Source organism: Microbulbifer taiwanensis, assembly GCF_014904815.1.
GTDB classification, from domain to species: Bacteria; Pseudomonadota; Gammaproteobacteria; order Pseudomonadales; family Cellvibrionaceae; genus Microbulbifer; species Microbulbifer taiwanensis.
The window spans coordinates 1-21,970 of sequence record NZ_JACZFR010000005.1; the positions used below are offsets into that span (position 1 = coordinate 1).

Sequence of the window (21,970 nt, forward strand, 5' to 3'; positions counted from 1 at the left end):
AGGGGGGGATTAGCGGGGGGCTGGGTGCGGCGGCCCCCCCCAAGGGGAACCCTGTGGGGTCCCCCCCGCGCACTGATTGCTATTTGAATCAATCGATTTCGCGTACGGCGCCGCGATCGGCACTGGTAGCCAGCAGTGCATAGGCCTTCAGTGCCTTGCTCACCTTGCGCGGCCGCGCCTCGCGGGGCTTCCAGGCATCGGTGCCCCTGGCCTGCATGGCCTCCCGGCGCCGCTGCAGTTCCTCATCGCTGATCACCACCTCGATACTGCGTGCGGGAATATCGATGCGGATGGTATCGCCATTTTCCACCAGGCCAATGGTGCCGCCGGAAGCGGCTTCCGGTGATACATGGCCGATGGACAGGCCGGAGGTGCCGCCGGAGAAGCGGCCGTCGGTGATCAGCGCGCAGGATTTCCCCAGACCCTTCGACTTCAGGTAGCTGGTGGGGTAGAGCATCTCCTGCATGCCCGGCCCGCCCTTGGGGCCCTCGTAGCGGACAATCACTGCCTCCCCGGCCTTTACCTTACCGTCGAGAATATGCTGCACTGCGGCTTCCTGGCTCTCGACGATATGGGCCGGGCCCTCGAACTGCCACAGCTCCTCTTCCACACCGGAAGTTTTTACTACGCAGCCGCCCGGGGCAAGGTTGCCGAACAGCACTGCCAGGCCGCCTTCGGCGGAGTAGGCGTATTCTGCCGAGCGGATGCAGCCGGCCTGGCGATCGCCGTCCAGGCTCGCCCAGCGGCAGTCCTGGCTGAAGGCGGTCTGGGTGGGAATGCCTGCGGGACCGGCGCGATAGAAATCGTGCACGGCCTTGTCGTCGGTGCGGCGGATATCCCACTGTTCCAGCGCCTCGAGCATGGAATCGCTGTGTACCGTTGGCAGGGAGGCATCCAGCAGGCCTGCGGCCTCCAGCTCGCCGAGAATTGCCATCACGCCGCCGGCGCGGTGCACGTCCTCGATATGGTATTTCTGGGTGTTCGGCGCCACCTTGCACAGCTGTGGAATCTTGCGCGACATCCGATCGATATCCGCCAGGGTGAAGTCCACCTCACCCTCCTGTGCCGCGGCCAGCAGGTGCAGGATGGTATTGGTGGAGCCGCCCATGGCGATATCCAGGGCCATGGCATTCTCAAAGGCGGCGCGGTTGGCGATGGTGCGCGGCAGTGCGCTGTCGTCATCCTCATCGTAATAGCGCTTGGCCAGGGCGACGATTTCGCGGCCGGCGCGCAGGAACAGCGCCTCGCGGTCCGCGTGGGTGGCGAGCATTGTGCCATTGCCGGGCAGGGACAGGCCCAGGGCCTCGGTCAGGCAGTTCATCGAGTTGGCGGTGAACATGCCGGAGCAGGAGCCGCAGGTGGGGCAGGCTGAGCGCTCGTACTCGGCCACTTCCTCGTCGGAGGCGGAATCGGTGGCGGCGATCACCATCGCGTCCACCAGGTCCAGCTTGTGCTCCGCCAGCTTGGTCTTTCCCGCTTCCATGGGGCCGCCGGAGACGAATATTGCCGGGATATTCAGCCGCAGCGCCGCCATCAACATGCCCGGGGTGATCTTGTCGCAGTTGGAGATGCACACCAGCGCGTCGGCGCAGTGGGCGTTCACCATATATTCCACCGAGTCGGCGATGATCTCGCGGCTGGGCAGGCTGTAGAGCATGCCGTCGTGGCCCATGGCAATGCCGTCGTCCACCGCGATGGTGTTGAATTCCTTGGCCACGCCGCCGGCCTTCTCAATCTCCCGCGCCACCAATTGGCCCATATCCTTCAGGTGTACGTGGCCGGGCACGAACTGGGTAAAGGAGTTGGCGATGGCGATGATCGGCTTGTGGAAATCGTCGTCCTTCATACCGGTGGCCCGCCAGAGGGCGCGGGCGCCGGCCATATTGCGTCCGGCGGTGGAGGTACGGGAGCGATACTGAGGCATAGCAAGGGTCCGGCTGTACAAAATGGGAGCGACAGCTTAGCAAAAAAAGGGATTGACCGGGATGATTTCGCGCAAAGCTACGGCATCGCCGGCCTGTATAGGATGGATGTTCCTGTCTGTGTCCTTTTGCAAAAGGACTATTGCGCCGCCAGCGGCTTGCGTAAAACCCGGGAATTGCGCTGTATGTTGTACAGAGACTGCCGCGACGCGGGCAGATCCTGTACCGCTACCTGGGTGAAGCCGTGTTCGATAAACCAGTGCTCCGTCTGGGTAGTGAGCACATAGAGCTCTTGCAGGCCCAGGACGCCGGCCTGGCGCTCGAGGTGATGAAGCAACTTGGCACCGCGACCGCCGCCGCGAAAGTCCGGGTGAATAGCCACACAGGCGAGTTCCGCTGCGACCATTTCGCCGTGCTCGTCCTGTATCGGGTAGAGGGCCGCGCAGGCCACCGGGGTGCCGTCCACTTCCACCAGGGTGAAGTGGTCTATCTCGGCCTCCAGCTTTTCCCGCGAGCGACGCACCAGTATGCCCTGCTTTTCCAGTGGGCGAATCAGTCCGAGAATGCCGCCCACATCGTTGATACGCGCGCGGCGGATCACCTCGTAGCTGTCGCGATAGATCATGGTGCCGGCGCCCTCGCGGCGGAACAGCTCCTGCACCAGGGCGCCGTCCTGTGCATAGCTCAGCAGATGGGTGCGCGGCGTGCCGGCATTACAGGCGCGAATGGCACAGCGCAGCGCCTCACTCGGCACCTGCGAAACTACCTGTTCCGCCTGCACGATACTCAGTTCGTGCACTGCCTCGCCGTCGACCAGCAGCTGCGGGGGTTCGCGGAACAACACCAGCTTTTCCGCCTGCAGTGCGCGCGCGGCTTCAGCGGCCAGGTCCAGGTAATTCAAATTGAAGAGTTCACCGGTCAGGGAAGTGCCCAGTGGCGATAGCAGCACCAGCGCCCCCTGCTCCAGGGCGCGGTTGATGGTGTCCACCTCCATGCGCCGCACCGACCCAGTCCAGCGCAGGTCGACGCCGTCCAGCACACCGATGGGGCGCGCGGTGACGAAGTTGCCCGAGATCACTTTCAGCGCCGAGCGCGCCATGGGTGAGTCCGGCAGTCCCTGGGAAAAGGCCGCCTCGATATCGAAGCGCAATTTGCCCACCGCGGCCTTGGTGATTTCCAGGGTCTCGCGATCGGTCACACGGGTATTGCCGTGAAACTGGTTCTCGATGCCTCGTTCGGCCAGGGCGCGGTTCACCTGCGCGCGTGCACCGTGCACCACCACCAGGCGCACACCGAGGCTGGCGAGCAGTGCCAGGTCGTGTACCAGGTTGCGGAAATTCCCGTGCTCCAGCGCATCGCCGGGCATGGCAATCACCAGGGTGCGGCCGCGCAGGTCGTTGATATAGGGCGCGGCGTGGCGAAACCAGTTCAGGGAGGCGTTGTTGTCACTCACTGGGACTTCCGGGTTAGTACTTGAAGAGCTGTAAAATATACCGCAAATCCGCCGCAGAAGTCCCAGCTGGCCAAATTCTCTGTAATACCGATTGCACCTCCCAAAGGATGATGATGCAGTTGAAAAATGATTATTGCGTCTCGACTTTGTACATTTGTTCTCTGATGCAAACAGTTTTGCAAATAAGGTTTGAAATTTAGCATTTATTCGCCGCCTTCGATTGACAGCTCTTTGGTGTTGCCGGTTAATGGCCTTCCGCTGCTTCCGACTTGGAGGCGCCGGAGAATCGCTTCCAGGCAATATCGCAACGCGTGGTCATGCAGTGCACAGCGCCGCCGGGTTGATATACAACCCTTGTGGATCCGCTTCCAAGCATTCATCTCTCACGGGGTGTGTCTCCCCCTTAACACTCGCCATGGAAGAGCAGTGTGCGGTCGTGACGAAGTTTGTTCTTCCTTGTAATTGAATTTAATTGTAAGGAGAAACCATGGACCCGGTTATCGAGTCGTCCTCCCCCGTCAATGCCGATCCTGCCCAGCGCCAGGCAAGGTTGGAAATCAATAGCAGTGCGGCAACAGCCACTTCACGGCAAATACGCCATCTTTTCGGCCAGTCGCGTACATTTAATATCAAAGTACTAAAGGGCATCCTGCGGGGCACGCTGCCAGCGGGTCTCCCGGAGAGTATTTCCCTGAAACTGAAAGGCCGTGACGGCGACCAGGTAGATCAGCTGTTCGTTGATGATAGCCCCATCGCCAGCCAGAACTGGACCTTCGAGCACGACACTGCCACCTTAAAGTTTCGCCAGCGGGTCAATGGCAGGGACCTGCGTGGCAACTTCCATCTCAATGCAGACAAGGTTATCGGCAACGGACTGTTGGAGCTCGATGGCCAGCCTGTGGGTGCCCAGATTCACGTGAAGCCCGTTACCTATGATATGAAAGTCGCCGCCGGCGCGGCCTATGTTTCCGGAAGTTCAGTGGCGCCACAGCTGAACTATGATCCCAGCTCGAATATGTGGAAAGAGTCGACCTGGCCGGAAGACAACAATATGGAGTTCACTTACGGCATAGACGGTAGCACTGTCATTGCCGGCCAGACCGTTTACCTGATGAAGGTGATCTTCAAGGACCTGGAAACCAACGAGACCTGGGAACCTCAACTCAGTAACTATACGGCCTATCTCGATGCCAACTACAACCTGCAGTTCAACCTGAACGTGGGTATGACCCCGCAGCCGGACCCATACAACCCTATTGCGCGCTTCACCAGTAAAAAATTTCCATACATTTTTGTCGGCCAGTTGTCGGGTGGGTATCGGACATTCAATGCGGCCATGCTGAGTGAAAAGCGCGATCTCGATGGCACCGCCTATGGCTGTCAGGGCACCTACAACCCGAATGTGCATATGGGTCTCTTCGCGGTGAGCCACGAGAGCGCGCCGAAGAAAAAACAGCAGAGTCTGATTGCGCTGGCCAATGGCAGGTTGTATGTGGACGGCACCGCCGCTGGCGGCACCAAGGTGTTGGGCAACACAGTGCACTGGCGGGGGCTCAACCAGGTGGTGCAGGTTGCCACCGGATTGCCGGAGAGTGGTCAATTTGAGCTGTCCCCGCTGGGTGACAGGATCACCGGCGGCAGCAATGGCCTCAAGGGCAAAGCCATACACCCGGATACCGCGGTGGCCCGAGCGGCGGAATTTGCGCACCAGCCCAATACCCAGGCTGCGCTGCTCGCCAGCCTGGCCCAGGTGGAGGACACCGGGCACTCGCTGATGGATCTGGTGAATATGGATCAGTTCCGCAAGGACGACCAGGGCTACTACGACGGGGTGCAAAACCAGAGCATGGAGGATTTTTACCAGATACTGCAGTACTACATGCCTTCAGACCTGCGCGAAACCTTCATCAATCCCAATCCCATCACCCTAGACCCCACTCTCAAAGGCATAGCGCAGATGCGCGGTACCAAGGGCGAGGACCCGGAGAGCTGGTACAAGAGCCTGGCGGTCTCCTACCTTACCGGCACTGTGGCCAACTGGGACAACGATCCGGCCAGCAAGTATCTGAATGCCGTGCGCGCCAACAAATGGCTCAGGACCCAGGCTTCCACCAGCGATGTTTTCAAGGTCCAGGGACCGGCGCTCTACACCAATCGCTGGATGACAGACCCGAGTAACGGCAGCCTGAATGATATTGGCTGGTTCCTCTCCGATCAGCGCAACAATGCCGACTCCTACAACGCGCTGATTGATGCCGATAGCGCCACCTGGAAGGAGGAAATACAGCAGCAGGTGGAGGGCACCCCCGAGTCTATCCAGCAACTGCTCGATCAGGTGGACAGCATCAGCCAGTACGCCAAGGAGAAGAAACTCTATTGGGCCTACGCGATGTTCAAATACAGCATCAATCCGCTGTTCCTGAACGTGTTACAGGCTATCTCCTTCAATCCGGATCCCAACGTGGACGGCTCTGTATTCATGCAGCGGGTGCAGCGAACCTCCGCGGTGCTGAACGTGCTGGACCCGAGCAACTTCTTCGATCAGCAGTTTGCCGAGACCATCCAGCTGTTCCAGGTCTCCAACATTCTGCCGCAGCTGATCGACTACAGCGGGGACCTGGAGGACTATAGCTATGCGGTCAACGCGATAGTACAGAAATTTATCGAGACCTATATCAATAGCCCCGACCCCGAGATGAAAGAAGCTGCGGAGGCTCTGCAGCAGGCGCAGGAACAGGGTTACCTCAACGATATACTGCAGGTGTTTCAGCAGACCTCGGTGGCCATGGGGGGCCTATTTACCTGGGGGCGGCTGATCAACGCCTACAAGTCCAGCTGTGCCAAATTCTTCGGCAATGGCGTGCCCAAAATGGCGGTCTACGGTGTGGCCATGATGGCACTCACCTTTATGATCGTAGGTTTTGTCACCGGCAGCCTGAAGTGGAAAGACCTCAGCGCCATGCAACAGGCCACCCTGATCGGCTACGGCGTTGGCATAAGCGCCCAGCTGATCATGATGGTCGCCAAGCGCGGTGTTGCCGTCGCCGCGGTGCTGGATGCGGACCAGGGCTTGTGGCAGGGAGTGCGCCAGTTCTTCAGCAAGGAATTGCTTACCAATGCGCAACGGCGCAACCTCACCGGTTTCCGCCGATGGCTGATCGAAGAGGGCGGTGGTGCCTGGCCGAATCAGAGCAGTATGGAACAGGCTGCACTGCTCGCCGAAGAGAGCGCTCTCAATGAAGAGGAGGCGGAACTCACTCTCACCCGGCGCATTTTCGGTCGCAACCTGGATGAATTTGTGGCTACGCGTTTCGGTGCCATCACCGCTATCTTCGGCATCATCATGAGTATCTATTTCCTGGTGAATGCCGACCAGCCACTGGAAATAGCCGCCAACTCCCTGTTCCTCGCCGCCTCCACCCTGGAGCTGATTGCCACCGGCGGCAGCTGGGCGCTATCCGCCTTCGGTGCGGAAACCGCAGTGGTCGGTGGGTTGGCGGTGTCGACGATTCTCTCGGTGGTGGCGGTGATCGGGGTGCTTGCGATGGTCGCGGGCGCCATACTGCTGATTATTTTCATGACCCAGAAGCGTCCCTCCCCGGTAGAGGAGTTCGCCAGGGGCAAGGCCAGGAAGGCCGGCTACTACATGCCCTACGCCACAGAGATCGATTACTTCGAGGTATTCCAGCCCCAGGGACAGGACCAGCGTTCCGGCGTCACTCTGGCGGCTGACGGCGACGCGAGCAAGGCACTGTTTCTGAACCTGGACGGCAGTGTGTCCATCGGGGCCGAGGACCACACCTCGCACAGTGCCTTCTATCTGGTGGTGGACGAATTGGGCCGGGCCAGATTCATCGCGCCCATGGTGGACGACCAGGGCAGGTTCGCCACCAAGGTGCTCACCCTGAAAGCGGATGGCTCCATCGGCGCCGAGGCTCCCATAACCCCGGCTGACGACACCCGTCGGCAGCTTTGGTACGCCGATATGCAGGGCGCGGCCAGCTACTCGGGCGATCATCTGTCCGCGGCCCCCTTCACCCTGTGTAACGCCTACGACAAAGAGGTGAATGGGAAGAGTACCTACCTTTCAACCAGCGGCGGCAGTGTTGTGGCCTCCGGCCAGGGCCTGAGCTGGACCATTGAAATGGTGGTGACGGCACCCGCGGGGCTGATGATGCCGGACATCAGTATCTACACCTATAACCGCGACGTCAGCCAGGGGCCGGCGCTGGCAATGCCCGGCAGCGAGCCGAGGCGTTGGGCGGTAAGCCCCGCACTGCCGGACTTTATGCAGTTGGACAGCGCCACCGGAGTGGTTTCGCAAAAGACTGGCGTGGCGCCCACGGCCATGGCGAAGGCGGGCTATCAACTGGTGCTCAGCAATTCTGTGGGCAGTGTGAACGACAGTTTCACGCTGGAAGTACTACAGCCCAGTAGCACCTGAGTCGAGACCCTGGGGCCCGCAATAGCGGGCCCCAGATTGTCGGTTAACTCCCACCGTACTCCCTTCCAGAAACCCTGCGAGAAAAAAATGACAGCAACACTGCAACAAAAAGTCGAGATACTGATGAGCAGCCTGCCGGTACTCGGCAACAATCCGGTGGCGAATGCTGCCCGCGATGCGCTGGTCAACTGTGTGAAGGGGGCTACCCCCGGGCGCGCGACAACGCCTTATATCGGCGTCAGCGGCGACAGGTTTATCGATATCTTTTTCCCCCGTTACGGCTCTGTGAGTTACCAGGATCTGGTGGGGGCAGCCACCGGGCTCTCTGGCAGCTACTGGAGAAATTTCAATGTGGCACTGCTGTGTGAGGCCATGTACAAGATTACCTCCAACCTGCGTAAACAGCTGGACCACAAAAGGGCCGAGCGGGATATCGCCTCGTACATGGGTACTCTGTTGAGCAGCGCCATGCCTTTCTACAGCAGCCTTCTGGAGCAGGTCGCCGGGCCGGTAAAAAGTGCGTTCGATGCCATCGGCTCCGCCAGCTATGTCGCGGCCAGGTCCGCTTACCTGTCGCTGATCCAGAGTCCGCCCTTCGCCGACGCCAAACTGGCGCAGGTCGCCAGCGGTACCTGGGGCAATGGCGACTGGGAGATGTTTCATCACTTCGCCAAATTGAAAGTACTCGGGGCCAGCGACGCCGATATCAATGGCGTGATTGATTATCTGAAGGGACAGGACGTGCCCATTCCTGCGAGTGTGGACCGGGGGCGCTGGCAGTGCTACGGCCGCTGGTTTGGCAACGACATCAGCTGGCACGACATTCAGGCGGATGCCAGCGACGGCATCCTGAAGGAAATCTGTTACGTCTACCCCGGCAGTCGTTGGCCCTCCTGTATGCGTGAAAGTAACGCCTACGAGTTCACCGCCAACAGCCAGCCGGGCAACGGCTACCGCGAAGTGCCCAGCAGTAGCTGTTTCAAGGCAGGCGCCAGGGTGGTGATGGCGGACGGCACGTTGAAAAACATTGAGCAGGTGGCGGCGGGGGATTTGGTCAAGGTGCCCGGCGGCAGTAAGGAAGTCAGAATGCTCGCCGAGCCGCTGCGCCTGAAGCGCCAGATGTACAGCCTTGCGGGGCACAGTTTCGAATTTTCCGCTACCCACCCGTTTGTACTCTACAGCGCCGCTACTGCCCGGCAGGAACCCTATCTGGCGGCAGTGGATCCCATTGGACTGATCGATACCATTCCCACCTCCGCCAGCCTCGGTGTCGTGTCCCTGGGAGTGGGGCGTGGCCGGCAACTGGCGCGGTACAGCGCGGAGGAGGGGCTGGTGGCGGCGGACGTGGCCGGCATCAACACCGATCCGGGCTTGGGGTCGGAGACCGAAGTCCTTTACGACCTGGTTGTGGATTTCGGTTCGGACGGCCTGTCGGAATATTTCGTCGGCGATGATCGGGGCCAGTATCTGGTGTCTTCGGAGTTTCCGCGCTTCGGTGTCGCGCCACAAACTACCGAGGCGCTCAGCCTGATGCTGCAGGGCTCGGCGGACGAAGTGCTCGCACAGCTGGCGGAAGTGCCGGAGCAGGACTTTACCGACGTGATCAACCTGGGGCTCTCCTCGATGGCCACCACCCTGTTGCCGCGGGTATTGGCCGCGCCGCGCGAGCACCGCTACCAGCCGGGCCTGGCAGCTTTGCCGGAGCGGCACTTCCACGAGGCGCTGGTTGGCATGAGCGAGGCATTCAAGAATGTCGATGGCACTTACAATCGCCGTTATTCCAATTATTACGAAGGATTGCTGGCGGTTTTCGGCAATCAGATCAGCAGCGCCATCAGCCTGGGCTGGCGCAGCCTGCAGCCGGTGGCCAACGGCGATGCCACCATGCTCTCTGTTTCCGTGTACAGTCTGGCTCTGGATGGCAGCCTGGTCTCAGTCCCTCAGCACAATCTGGCCTTACAGGTGCAGGTCTGCCGTGGCGATGCCCGCTTCACCCAGCAGCTGCCGGCCTTCCAGGCCAGGTCCAACCTGTACCACGAACTGTTCGACCAGGTACTCTACTTCAGTGACTGGCGTCCGCTGGCGGAAGAGGGCGATGCACCCTGGAGTTTCATGTTCCACATCGTGGATCTGCAGACCCAGCAGCGCCTAGGTTGTACCGGCGCCGCCAACCTGCCGGCTAACATTGATGCGGGATTTGCTGAACAGCAGGCTCTGATTCTCGACGAACAGGGGCAGTTATTGGGGCAATTGGGATACGACCTGAGGCAGCTCTCCGATGCCCTCTTCGTCGCTGAACAGAAGGCCAGGGCGCAGTGGACGGCGGACAGGCAGGCGGCCTTTGCCCAGTCACTGGGCGCGGCGGCCGGCGCCTTCCTGAAGGAAAACTTGCCGAATGCCGCCAAACTGTTGAGCCAGATCGGCAGTGTGCAGTCCTCGGGCCTGTTCCCGCCGGTAAACCCGCCGCAGTAATCCACCGCGGGGCAGGGTGTTGCGCCCGCCCCGCGCGGTTTACAGGCAGAATTTCGCAATCAGCCCGCGCAGCACTTCCACCATGGGATCAATCCGCTCCTGGCCGAGATACTCATCCGGCTGGTGCGCCTGGTCGATATCCCCGGGGCCCAGGACTATGGTGTCCATGCCCATACTCTTGAAGTAGGGCGCCTCGGTGGCGAAGGCGACGCTCTCGGCGCTGTGGCCGGTGAGTTTTTCCGCAGCCTTTACCAGTTCCGAGTTGCTGTCCTGTTCGAAGGCCTCGGTGCCGAGAAACAGCGGCGCGTATTCGAGGCGGATCTTTTTATCCTCGATACAGGCATGCAGGCGCTGATCCAGTTCTGCGCGCAAATCGTCCAATGCCATGCCGGGTAGGGGGCGCAGGTCGAACTGCAATTCGGTGTGGCCGCAGATGCGGTTGGGATTGTCGCCGCCGTGGATACAGCCGAGATTCAGTGTCGGCACGGGTACCGCAAACCCCGGATTGCGGTAGCGCTCCTGCCACTCGCCGCGCAATTTCAGCAGTTCGCCCATCGCTCTGTACATGGCCTCCAGCGCATTGGCGCCCAGTGCTGGATCCGAGGAGTGGCCGGACTGGCCGGTGATACGCACCGCCTCCATCATCGCCCCCTTGTGCATCCGAATCGGCTTGAGCCCGGTGGGCTCTCCCACCACCGCGTAGCGGGCTTTGGGGCGGCCGGCTTTGACCAGGGCGCGGGCGCCGGCCATCGATGTCTCCTCGTCGGCGGTGGCCAGAATGATCAGCGGCTGTTGCAGCGGCTTGTCGACAAAGGACCTGGCCGCCTCTATGGCAATGGGGAAAAAGCCCTTCATGTCGGTGGCGCCGAGGCCGTAGAAGCGGTTGTTCCTGTCGGTCAGCTTGAAAGGATCCGACTGCCAGAGGCCGTCGTCGAAGGGCACGGTATCCGTGTGACCCGCCAGCACCAGCCCGCCGTCACCCCTGCCCAGTGTGGCGATCATATTGGCCTTGTCCGACTGGCCCTCGAGCGGCATCAGTTCCACCGCGAAGCCCAGCGTTTCCAGCCAGGCTGCAAGCAGTTCCACCACGCCGCGGTTGCCCATATCCAGCTTGGGATCTGTGGCGCTGACACTGGGGCAGGCCACCAGTTGCTGCAGCTGTTGTTTCAGGTCTGGTAGCGCGGTAATAGCCATGGCTCAATCCTTTTGGTTGCTTCCCTGTTTTCTGATGCGCACTTCGTTGACGATGACTGCTGCGGCGATAATGGCGCCGCCGGCGGCCAGTCGGGCAATATCGGCGTCACGGTTCCAGATTAACAGATTCACCAGTAGTCCCGCCGGAATCAGCGCATTGTTCATCGCCGCCAGTGTGCCCGGCGAGACCAGGGTGGCGCCCTTGTTCCAGAGGAAGTAGCCGAGGCCGGAAGCCACCAGTCCCAGCCACAGCAATACGCCCCACTGCACCGCCGTCTGTGGGTACTGCGGTTTGCCCAGCCACAGCCAGGCGGTGATTGCCACCAGCGCGGCGCCGAGAAAAAACCAGGCGAAAGTCTGTCGCGCCGGCAATGGCTGCCTGCGCTGCATAAACTGTCTGTAGGCGACCTGCCCTGTGGCGAAGCACAGGTTGGCGCCCTGGACTACAGCAAAGCCGGCCCAGTAGTCGCCGTCGAGGTGGTCCCAGCGAATGATTGCGGCACCGAACACCGCCAGCGCGGCGACAGACAGGTTCCAGGACGAGAAGCGCCCGGCCAGCAGATCGTAGATCAGGGAGACATACACCGGTGTGAATATGGTGAACAGTAATACCTCGGGCACACTGAGGAGCAGGAACGATTGGTAGTAAAAGAGGTACATCAGCCCCAGCTGCACGGCACCGATGGCCATCAGTGTCAGCGCTGTTCGCGGACTGCAGCGGCGCCAGTGCAGCAGCGGCAGAAATACCAGTGCGGCCAGCAGCACGCGGGTGAGTACGGAAAAATAGCTGTCCACCTGGCCCGCCAGGTAGACTCCTATCAGACTGAAGGAAAAGGCCCAGAGGACGGTGACAAATATCAGTAATGGCATTTTTAGTGGTTAGTGCTCAGTGGCCAGTGATCAGGGTAGAGCGATAGCGCAGCTGTGGGCGCGATTGGTAAAGGTGACGGAGTTCAGCTTTACCGCCAGCAATGGGCCCGGCTCCGCCACCGACTGGCGCGGTCACGCGCGCGGCAGTGTCGGGGTGGTGGCCGGCGAACGGCAGCTGGTTTTTGCCGAGGCGGCGCATTTTACCCATAGCGACGGGCGCGAAGTAGAGCTGCAGAACCGCTACCGCTGGACACTGCTGGCGGAGTCGGTGCGCCTCGAGCACCTGCGCCGCGACGAGCCGGTGCTGTTGTTTGAGCTGCAGCCGGTGACAGAGCACGGTTTTCGCCAGGCGGCGGCGCATGTCTGTGGGCGCGACAAATACACCGCAGAACTGCTGCTGCACAAAAATGAGTTAGAGTTGATCTGGCAGATCCACGGGCCGCGCAAGAACGAGCGGCTTCACTACCACTACTGGTGAGCTACTCCAGCTCGCGCACGGCGCGCCCTACGGCTACAGAGTTATCTGCCCACGCAGGTAAGTCACCGCCCGGCCGCGTATCAGTACCCTTTCGCCAACCAGTTCGCACTCCAGTTCGCCGCCGCGGGCGGAGATTTGCCGCGCGCTCAGGCGTGTCCGGTCGAGTCTTTCTGCCCAGAACGGGACCAGCAATGTGTGCGCTGAGCCGGTCACCGGATCCTCGTCGATACCGATGGCGGGAGCGAAAAAGCGACTGACAAAGTCGCAGCCGAAGCCGTCGCCGGCGGCGGTGCAGATAAGGCCCCGGTGTGGCAGCGCGGCGACGGCGTGCATGTCCGGCTGCAGCTCCGCTACCTGTGCGGCATCGGCGAATTCCGCGATCATCATGTCACTGTTGCCTTCGCGGGCCAGTGTGCGCAGCGGCTTGGCACCGAGGGCGGCCACTAACTCCGGCACCAGTGGAATTTCCGCGGGTGGTTGCGCCGGAAAATCCATCTCAATCAGCTCGCCCGCGCAGTACACGCGCAGCTCGCCACTCCTGGTGAAAAAGCGGATCACCTCGGCCTGGCAGCCCAGCTCTGTCCACAGCAGGTGCGCGCTGGCCAGGGTGGCGTGGCCGCACAGGGGGACCTCGGCGGCGGGCGTAAACCAGCGCAGTTCATAGCCGTCGGCGGCGGGCACGGTAAAGGCGGTTTCGGCGAGATTGTTTTCCGCGGCGATGGATTGCAGCAGCTCGTCCGCCAGCCACTGTTGCAGCGGCACCAGCGCGGCGGGGTTGCCGCCGAACAGTTTCGAGGTGAAGGCGTCGGCCTGGTAAATTGGAAGCTGCATGGGGAAATTCCTTTTCTCGAAGCGCAAATAAAAAAGGGGAAGCGCCCTCATATCTATCTTTGGCGCTTCCCCTTTTTATCAGAGCCGCTTGGCAGCGGCCAGACTTCCGGGCTGATTGTTAACCGAAAACGCCCTTGAAGAAAAAGAAGAACAGAATGGCAATGCCGGCGCCCGCGGGCAGGGTGACCACCCAGGACACGGCGATGGTGCTGACCATGCGCAGGTTCAGTGCGCCGATACCCCGCGCCAGGCCCACCCCCAATACCGCGCCGACGAGAGTGTGGGTGGTGGAGATCGGCAGGCCGGTGCCCGATGCCAGCACCACGGTGGAGGCGGCGCCCAGCTCGGCGGCGAAGCCGCGACTCGGGGTAAGTTCGGTGATCTTTTTGCCGATGGTGGCCATCACCTTGAAGCCGTAGGTGGCGAGACCGACGACGATACCCAGCCCCCCGAGCAGCAGTATCCAGGACGGCATGGTGGCCTTGGCCACCACGGCGCCGCTCTGCACCGTGTTGACCACGGCTGCCAGCGGTCCCACTGCGTTGGCCACGTCGTTGGAGCCGTGCGCGAAGGCCATGGCACAGGCGGTGAACACCATCAGAATCGCGAAGACCCGCTCTACATTGGCAAAGCGGTTGTCCTTCTCCCGCGCCGGGTCGCGTTTGATGCGTTTCAGCATGGCCATACCGATGGCCATGACCAGCAGGCCTGCCAGGGCCGCGATGCCCGCGTCCTGCCAGAAGACCAGTTGGATATCCAGATCCTTGAAGACATGCTTCAGGCCCTTGGTCAGGGTGACCATGGCGATCATCCAGCCCACCGCAAACATATAGATGGGAATATAGCGCTTGGCGTTGGCGAAGGGATCCTCGGTATTGAGGATCAGTCGCTGCACGCTGCGGAACAGCAGGAAGGAGATGGTGCCCGCGAGTACCGGCGAAACCACCCAGCTGGCGACGATGGAGCCCACCTTGCCCCAGGACACCGCGTCGGCGGAGATGCCCACCGCGGAGAAGCCGACGATGGCGCCGACGATGGAGTGGGTGGTGGATACCGGCCAGCCGAGGATGCTGGCGATCATCAGCCAGGTGCCGGCGGCCAGCAGTGCCGACAGCATGCCGTACACGAGCAGTTGTGGCTGCGAGGCAAAGATCTCGGAATCGATAATCCCCTTGCGGATAGTGGCTGTGACCTCACCACCGGCCAGGTAGGCGCCGGCGAACTCGAATATCATGGCGATAAAGATTGCCTGCTTGATGGTCAGTGCGCGCGAGCCCACCGAGGTGCCCATGGCGTTGGCCACGTCGTTGGCGCCCACGCCCCAGGCCATAAAGAAGCCGAAGATACAGGCGAGGATCAGCAGGATGGTGCCGTATTGACTGAGAATTTCCACGGTTAGCCCCCCCTAGCGCGCCAACAACAACTGCAATCGGTTGCCCACGCTGTGAGCTCGGTCGGCCAGGTCGCCGATCCATTCAATAACCCGGTAGAGGAAGATTACGTCCACCGGCGGCAGGTCTTTCTCGATCTTGAACAGGGCCGCGCGAATCTCCACTTCCAGCTTGTCGGACTTGCGCTCCAGCTCGTCCAGCTCCTCGGTCATACGCCGGGCGATATCGACCTCGCGCCCGGCGAAGCCGCTCTCCAGCAGCTCGTCCAGCTCATTGATGGCGCGCAGGGCCTGGTACGAAGTGGCCACGGCGCTGTCGACGAAGGTCTTCATCAGCGGCTGTAGCCCGGCCGGAATCTCCATCTTGCGGCCGATCGCTAGGCCGGCGATATCCTGGGCGGTATTAGCGATCTCATCCTGGGCTCGCAGCAATTCCAGCAGGTCCGAGCGGGATACCGGCATAAACAGGCTGTCCGGCAGGTGCAGGCGCAGGTCGCGCTTGATGTCGTCGGCGCGGTTCTCACTGGCTGAGATACGCAGCTGTATCTTCTCGGCCTCGGCCAGGTCGCCCTGCATCAGGGCCTCGAAGAAGGGGATCAGGTCCGCCGAGGCCTCGTGGGCCGTGGCCATATGCTTCTCGATCGGTTTGATCGGCGAGCGGCCAAACAGGTTGGCGATATTGGACAGGGGCATGGTTAGCTCCTCAGTTCAGGGTCCGAAATGTGCTCAGGGTGCGAAATGGGCGGCATGGTACCCCAAGTCTTTCCAAATTCGGTAATCGGGTGGGAATTGTGCACTGTCGCCGGGCGCCGATGAAGCTACAATGCGCCGTCAGGCCCTGGCATTCGCCAGCGCGAGGTAATCAGAAGAATAGAAGAAGGGTTGCCCCTATGGCAGTGAGCAAAGTGGCAGACAGATTGCTGGATTTACCGGGGCTGCTGGAGGATCTGGTGTCCCAGGGCTATGCCAGCCGACTGGACGCCAACCGCCTGATCGGCACGCCGCGCACCGCCGAGCAAGCGCAGATGCACCCGCTCAGCTATATCGCCAGCTGCGAACTGGAGAACCAGAAACGCCCGGGCAAGACACTGGACGCGGCCACCCTGACCCAGTGGCTGGCTGATACCTCCTCCCACGGCCTCTACCATATCGACCCGCTGAAGGTGGATGTGGGCGCGGTAACCGAGATGATGAGTTTCCAGTTCGCCAAGCGCCACCAGATCCTCTGCGTCGAGGCGGGCCCGGATATGTTGCTGGTGGCCACCTCCCAGCCCTATACGAGCGGTTGGGAGGAGCAGCTGGAGCACACCAGCGGCCGCGCGGTGCAGCGGGTGGTGGCGGATCCGGCGGATATCCAGCGCTATTGCGTCGAATTCTACTCCCTGGCCAACTCCATCTCCGGCGCCAGTGGCCTCAAGGGCAGTTCCAGCGCCGGCAACTTCGAGCAGCTGCTGGAGCTGGGCAAGCTCAAGGACCCGGACGCGGACGACCAGCACATCGTCAATATTGTCGACTGGCTGCTGCAGCACGCTTTCGACCAGCGCGCCAGCGATATCCACATAGAGCCGCGCCGCGGCGTCGGCCGTATCCGCTTTCGTATCGACGGCGTGCTGCACCCGATTCACGAGCTGCCGGACCAGGTCAACGCCGCCGTCACCAGTCGCCTGAAGATTCTCGGGCGTATGAATGTGGCGGAGAAGCGCAAGCCTCAGGATGGCCGTATCAAGACCAAGCGCCCCGACGGCAGCGAGGTGGAGCTGCGTCTCTCCACCCTGCCTACCGCCTTCGGCGAGAAGCTGGTGATGCGGATCTTCGACCCGGAGGTACTGGCGCGCTCCTACAGTGACCTGGGCCTCGGCGGCGACGACCTGGCCCGCTGGCAGAAGATGCTCTCCCGCCCCAACGGTATAGTGCTGGTCACCGGCCCCACCGGCTCGGGCAAGACCACCACGCTCTATACCGGCCTCAAGCAGCTGGCCACCACCGAGGTGAATGTCTCCACCATCGAGGATCCCATCGAGATGGTGGAGGAGAGCTTCAACCAGACCCAGGTGCAGCACTCCATCGGCCTGGATTTCGCCGCGGGCATCCGCACCCTGATGCGCCAGGATCCGGACATCATTATGGTGGGCGAGATCCGCGACCTGGAGACGGCGCAGATGGCGGTGCAGGCGGCGCTCACCGGCCACCTGGTGATCTCCACCCTGCACACCAATGACGCCCCCACCGCGGTGACACGCCTGTTGGACCTGGGCCTGCCACACTATCTGTTGAAGTCGACGGTGCTGGGCGTCATGGCCCAGCGGCTGGTGCGCACCCTGTGCCCGGCGTGCAAGCGCAAGGACAAGGTCAGCGAGGAGGACTGGAGTTCACTGGTGCGGCCCTGGAAGGCGCCGCTGCCGGATACCGTCTACCGCCCCGAGGGCTGCCTGGAGTGCCGCAACACCGGTTACCGCGGCCGCCAGGGTATCTACGAGATACTGCCGTTCAGCGAGTCTGTCCAGACCCTGGTGACCGCCGACTGCGACCTGCAGGCCCTGCGCCGCCAGGCGATGCGCGAGGGCATGAACAGTCTGCGTCTCTCCGGCGCGCGCAAGGTGGCCGCCGGTATCACCACCGTGGCCGAAGTGCTGCGCGTGGCGCCGCCACCGGATATCGCCTTTTAACCCGGGTAGCTACTAAACCGGTTACTTGGCGGCCCTGTTGCCGGGGATCTTCGCATTGCACGGCGGAGTTCTTTTTCCCTTGTAGGAGCGGCCGGTGGCCGCGAAAGGAAGTCGAAAATGCCTCTAGGACTTGAATCCTGCCCACCACAATTCCGGCAACAATTTGAAGACCAGTGGAACCACTGGCGCGACTCCGCGGGCCATGAGCTGGCCGCGAAAGCCGAAGCGCTATTAAAGGATGAACCCCGGCAGCTGGCCCTGCTGCGCAGTTTTACCGGTTCCGACTTCCTCTACCGCCAGTGCTGCCATAACCCCGATCTGCTACCCGAACTGCTGCAGAGTGAGGACCTGGGCCTCGACGTATTCGACACAGATCCGTTCGACAGCGAGGAGAGCCTGGACCGGGCACTGCGCCAGCTCAGAAACCGCGTCACCGCCGAAGTTATCTATCGCGACTTCGCCGGCCAGTGGGATATACCGCGGGTCTGCCTGCGCCTGACGGAATTGGCGGAAACCTGTATCCAGGCCGCGCTCGCCTGGCACCACCGACAGCTGGCCGACCGCTACGGCGAACCCCGCGATAGCGACGGCAATGCGCAGTCCCTGGTAGTGCTGGGCATGGGCAAGCTGGGCGCGCGCGAGTTGAACCTGTCCTCGGATATCGACCTGATCTTCGCCTATCCGGAACCCGGCGAGACAGACGGCGAGAGCGGCCTGGAGAACCAGAAATTCTTCCAGCGCCTCGGCCAGCGCCTGATCAAGTCCCTGGATGCCATCACCGCCGACGGTTTCGTATTCCGCGTCGATATGCGCCTGCGCCCCTATGGTGACAGCGGCCCTCTGGTCAGCCACTTCGCCGCGTTGGAGGACTACTACCAGACCCAGGGGCGGGAGTGGGAGCGCTATGCTATGGTCAAGGCGCGACCGGTGGCCGGCGACGAAGCGGTGGCCGCTGAACTGATGGAGCTGCTGCGCCCGTTTACCTACCGCCGCTATATCGATTTCAGTGCCATAGACGCGCTGCGCGAGATGAAATCCCTGATCCAGCGCCAGGTGCGCGCCCGCGGTCTCAGTGACAATATCAAGCTGGGTCGCGGTGGTATCCGCGAGGTGGAGTTTATCGCCCAGGCCTTCCAGCTGATTCGCGGTGGCCGCGAGCCGGCCCTGCGCGAGCGCAACCTACTGAGACTGTTGCCGCTACTGGAGAGCGACGGCCACCTGGAGGCGGGGGTCGCACAACGGCTGGCGGACGCCTACCTGCTGCTGCGCCGGGTCGAGCACGCGCTGCAGGCGGAGCGGGATCAGCAGACGCAGACGCTGCCGGCGGAAGATGAGCGCCGGGCCAAACTGGCCTGTGCCCTCGGTCGCGACGGCTGGGATCAGCTGCTGGAGGAGCTGGCGGTGCAGCGCGCGGTGATTGAGCGCGAATTCGATGCGGTGATTGCGCCGCCGGAGGAAATCGCCGAGCCCAGCGCCGCGGAGGAATGGGAGGGGCTCTGGGCCGGCTGCGCGGATGAATCCAGCGCGGAGTTAAACCGACAGGCGCTGGAAGATTCCGGTTTTACACCGGCACAGGAGGCGCTGGACCTGCTCGCGGACCTGCGCACTGCGCCGGTGGTGGCGACACTGCCGAGCGCGGCGCGCCAGCGCCTGGACCAGTCAATGCCGCTGCTGCTCGCCGCCGCCGCTCAGGAGAATGTGCCACTGTTGGCGCTCACACGGGTACTGCCGCTGGTGCGCTCGGTGTTGCGCCGCAGCGCCTACCTGGTGCTGATCAACGAAAACCCGCCGGTGCTGAAACAGCTGCTGCGCCTCTGTTCCGCTTCACCCCGGATCGCTGAGCAGCTGGCGCGCCACCCGATCCTGCTGGACGAACTGCTGGACTCGCGCCGCCTGCTGGCGCCGGCCTCCGCCGCCGATATCGCCGACGAACTGCGCCGCGAAATACTGCGTGTGGATACCTCCGACCTGGAGGCGCAGATGGAAGCACTGCGCCACTTCAAGCAGAGCCAGAGCTTGCGTATCGCCGCCCAGGAAGTCAGCGGTGCCCTGCCGCTGATGAAAGTCAGCGACTCGCTGACCTGGCTGGCGGAGGCGATTTTGCAGCAGTCGCTGCAACTGGCCTGGGCGCAGCTGGTGGAAAAGCACGGTTTGCCGGCGGGTGCCTCGCCGGAGGATATGCACTTCGCGATCATCGCCTACGGCAAACTCGGCGGACTGGAGCTGGGGCATGGCTCCGACCTGGATATCGTCTTCGTGCACGACGCCGACCCGATGCAGTACACCGATGGCGGCGCCGGCAGGGATGGGAGTATCGACAACCTGCGCTTCTATACCCGCCTGGCCCAGCGCCTGATCCATATACTGCAGACCCGCACCCTGAGCGGCCCACTCTACGAGGTGGACACGCGCCTGCGCCCGTCCGGCAACTCGGGCCTGCTGGTGACCTCGCTGGCGGCCTTCGAGAAATACCAGCGCGAGAGCGCCTGGACCTGGGAGCACCAGGCACTGGTGCGCGCACGCCCGGTGGCGGGCAGTGCGAGGCTGTGTTCCGACTTCGAGCAGCTGCGCCTGCAATTGCTTTGCGAGGCGAGGGACGAGAAGGAATTGCGCGGGGAAGTGGTCGCCATGCGCGATAAAATGCGTGCGCACCTGGATAAAAGCAACGATAAAAACTTCGACCTGAAGCAGGGGCCGGGCGGTATTGTCGATGTTGAATTTATGGTTCAATATGCAGCACTGGCCTGGGCGCGACAAGCGCCGTCGATAGTGCGTTACACCGACAATATCCGCATTCTCGAGAGTCTGATAGACACGGGCCTGATGCCGGCCCACCAAGCCGAGCATCTGATCGACGCCTACAAAGCCTACCGATCTGAAGGTCATCGCCTGGCACTACAACAACTGCCGGGAGTGGTTAGCGGTGACCAATTCACAGCGGAAAGAAAGACCGTTCAAACAAACTGGCAGCAATTGCTCGGCTAGAAAATGTACCGCCGGCCCAGCTGCCTACACTGTTTTTATCGGGTTCCACCTTGTAGGAGCGGCCGTTGGCCGCGATTGATCTCAGCCCTTGCCCCGGTACTGATCGCGGCCAACGGCGGAGGGCCGCCCCGCCGTTCCTACAGAGTGCAGATAGCAAATTTTGTAGGAGTTTCCCCATGTCATTTGCCGACCGCGACGGCGTTATCTGGTTTGACGGCGAGTTGATTCCCTGGCGCGACGCGCGCGTTCACGTGCTCACCCATACGCTGCACTACGGAATGGGCGTCTTCGAGGGCGTGCGCGCCTACGAAACCGACGCCGGCACCAGCATCTTCCGCCTGCAGGAGCACACCCGGCGCCTGTTCCGTTCCGCCAAGATCATGAACATGTCCATGCCTTTCGACGCCGAGCAGCTGAACGAGGCGCAGAAGCTGGTGGTACGCGAAAACAAGCTGCGCGAGGCCTACCTGCGCCCGATGGTCTTCTACGGTTCAGAGGGTATGGGGCTGCGCGCCGACAGCCTGCAGACCCATGTGATCGTCGCCGCCTGGGAGTGGCCCAGCTATATGAGCCCGGAGGCGCGGGAGCTGGGGATCAAGGTGAACACCTCTTCCTATACCCGCCACCATGTGAATATCAGCATGTGCAAGGCCAAGGCCAACGGCAATTACATCAATTCGATGCTGGCCCTGCAGGAGGCGATTCGCAACGGCTGCGAGGAGGCGTTGCTGCTGGACCCGGAGGGCTATGTGGCCGAGGGCAGCGGCGAGAATATCTTTATCGTCAGCGACGGCGTCCTCTATACGCCGGAGCTCACCTCCTGCCTGGACGGCATCACCCGCAACTCGGTGATACAGCTGGCGCAGGAGTGTGGCTACCAGGTAGTGGAAAAGCGTATCACCCGGGACGAGGTCTATATCGCCGACGAGGCCTTCTTTACCGGCACCGCTGCCGAGGTGTTGCCGATCCGTATGCTCGACGGCCGCACCATAGGTGCGGGGCGCCGCGGCCCCATCACCAAGCGCTTGCAGGGCCTCTACTTCGACGTGGGTCAGGGCAGGGGCCAGGCACACCTGGGGTGGCTGAGCGATGTCGCCGAACCCAGCCTGGACGAAACCGGGCGGCTGGCGGCGGTGTAGCCCACTTGCAGTAAGCGGCTTCGCGGGTGTGCAATCGCTCACACAGCCGCGCTCCGTCTGTAGAGCCGCCAGGCAACTTCTCGTAGAATAGCCACCCTTCGATGGCCGAATGACCGGCCATCGAAG

The 21,970-nt window shown here is 62.1% G+C and carries 13 protein-coding genes; 6 read left to right on the forward strand and 7 right to left on the reverse strand.

What is annotated here, in order from left to right:
* Window positions 1-88: 88 nt before the first annotated feature.
* Together ilvD and argA are read right to left on the reverse strand one after the other, a co-directional pair.
* On the reverse strand, window positions 89-1,924 hold the full coding sequence (gene ilvD, locus IG627_RS00800; protein WP_193189245.1) for a dihydroxy-acid dehydratase: 1,836 nt from the start codon (window positions 1,922-1,924) through the stop codon (window positions 89-91).
* 137 nt (window positions 1,925-2,061) lie between these two features.
* Window positions 2,062-3,375, reverse strand: coding sequence for an amino-acid N-acetyltransferase (argA, locus tag IG627_RS00805; RefSeq protein WP_193189246.1), 1,314 nt, complete (start codon window positions 3,373-3,375; stop codon window positions 2,062-2,064).
* A gap of 487 nt (window positions 3,376-3,862) precedes the next feature.
* Between argA and IG627_RS00810 the strand changes: the two genes are divergently transcribed.
* Both IG627_RS00810 and IG627_RS00815 read left to right on the forward strand, forming a co-directional pair.
* Window positions 3,863-7,819, forward strand: coding sequence for a hypothetical protein (locus IG627_RS00810; protein ID WP_193189247.1), 3,957 nt, complete (start codon window positions 3,863-3,865; stop codon window positions 7,817-7,819).
* A gap of 87 nt (window positions 7,820-7,906) precedes the next feature.
* Window positions 7,907-10,291, forward strand: a complete 2,385-nt coding sequence (locus IG627_RS00815; protein ID WP_193189248.1) for a Hint domain-containing protein — start codon at window positions 7,907-7,909, stop codon at window positions 10,289-10,291.
* 39 nt (window positions 10,292-10,330) lie between these two features.
* Here IG627_RS00815 and argE read toward each other — a convergent pair whose 3' ends face one another.
* Window positions 10,331-11,485, reverse strand: a complete 1,155-nt coding sequence (argE, locus tag IG627_RS00820; protein WP_193189249.1) for an acetylornithine deacetylase — start codon at window positions 11,483-11,485, stop codon at window positions 10,331-10,333.
* A 3-nt stretch (window positions 11,486-11,488) separates the two neighbouring features.
* On the reverse strand, window positions 11,489-12,355 hold the full coding sequence (locus IG627_RS00825) for a carboxylate/amino acid/amine transporter (RefSeq protein ID WP_193189250.1): 867 nt from the start codon (window positions 12,353-12,355) through the stop codon (window positions 11,489-11,491).
* A 19-nt stretch (window positions 12,356-12,374) separates the two neighbouring features.
* Between IG627_RS00825 and IG627_RS00830 the strand changes: the two genes are divergently transcribed.
* The gene (locus IG627_RS00830; protein ID WP_193189251.1) at window positions 12,375-12,833 is read left to right on the forward strand and encodes a DUF6314 family protein; all 459 of its coding nucleotides are present in this window, start codon (window positions 12,375-12,377) and stop codon (window positions 12,831-12,833) included.
* A 33-nt stretch (window positions 12,834-12,866) separates the two neighbouring features.
* Here the strand turns inward: IG627_RS00830 and IG627_RS00835 are convergent, their stop codons facing one another.
* The 3 genes from IG627_RS00835 to IG627_RS00845 form a co-directional block, all read right to left on the reverse strand.
* A complete protein-coding gene (locus tag IG627_RS00835) occupies window positions 12,867-13,664 on the reverse strand; it encodes a PhzF family phenazine biosynthesis protein (protein ID WP_193189252.1) in 798 nt (265 codons plus the stop codon).
* 118 nt (window positions 13,665-13,782) lie between these two features.
* Window positions 13,783-15,057, reverse strand: coding sequence for an inorganic phosphate transporter (locus tag IG627_RS00840; protein ID WP_193189253.1), 1,275 nt, complete (start codon window positions 15,055-15,057; stop codon window positions 13,783-13,785).
* A 12-nt stretch (window positions 15,058-15,069) separates the two neighbouring features.
* Window positions 15,070-15,747 carry a TIGR00153 family protein gene (locus IG627_RS00845; protein WP_193189254.1) on the reverse strand — a complete coding sequence of 226 codons (678 nt, stop codon included), beginning with the start codon at window positions 15,745-15,747 and terminating at the stop codon, window positions 15,070-15,072.
* A 197-nt stretch (window positions 15,748-15,944) separates the two neighbouring features.
* On the opposite strand from IG627_RS00845, the gene IG627_RS00850 reads away from it, so the two are divergent.
* The 3 genes from IG627_RS00850 to IG627_RS00860 all read left to right on the forward strand — a co-directional run bounded on the left by IG627_RS00850 (window position 15,945) and on the right by IG627_RS00860 (window position 21,844).
* Window positions 15,945-17,720, forward strand: a complete 1,776-nt coding sequence (locus IG627_RS00850; protein ID WP_193189255.1) for a GspE/PulE family protein — start codon at window positions 15,945-15,947, stop codon at window positions 17,718-17,720.
* A gap of 117 nt (window positions 17,721-17,837) precedes the next feature.
* A complete protein-coding gene (glnE, locus tag IG627_RS00855; RefSeq protein WP_193189256.1) occupies window positions 17,838-20,705 on the forward strand; it encodes a bifunctional [glutamate--ammonia ligase]-adenylyl-L-tyrosine phosphorylase/[glutamate--ammonia-ligase] adenylyltransferase in 2,868 nt (955 codons plus the stop codon).
* Window positions 20,706-20,881: 176 nt separating this feature from the next.
* Window positions 20,882-21,844 carry a branched-chain amino acid transaminase gene (locus IG627_RS00860; protein WP_193189257.1) on the forward strand — a complete coding sequence of 321 codons (963 nt, stop codon included), beginning with the start codon at window positions 20,882-20,884 and terminating at the stop codon, window positions 21,842-21,844.
* Window positions 21,845-21,970 lie beyond the last annotated feature (126 nt).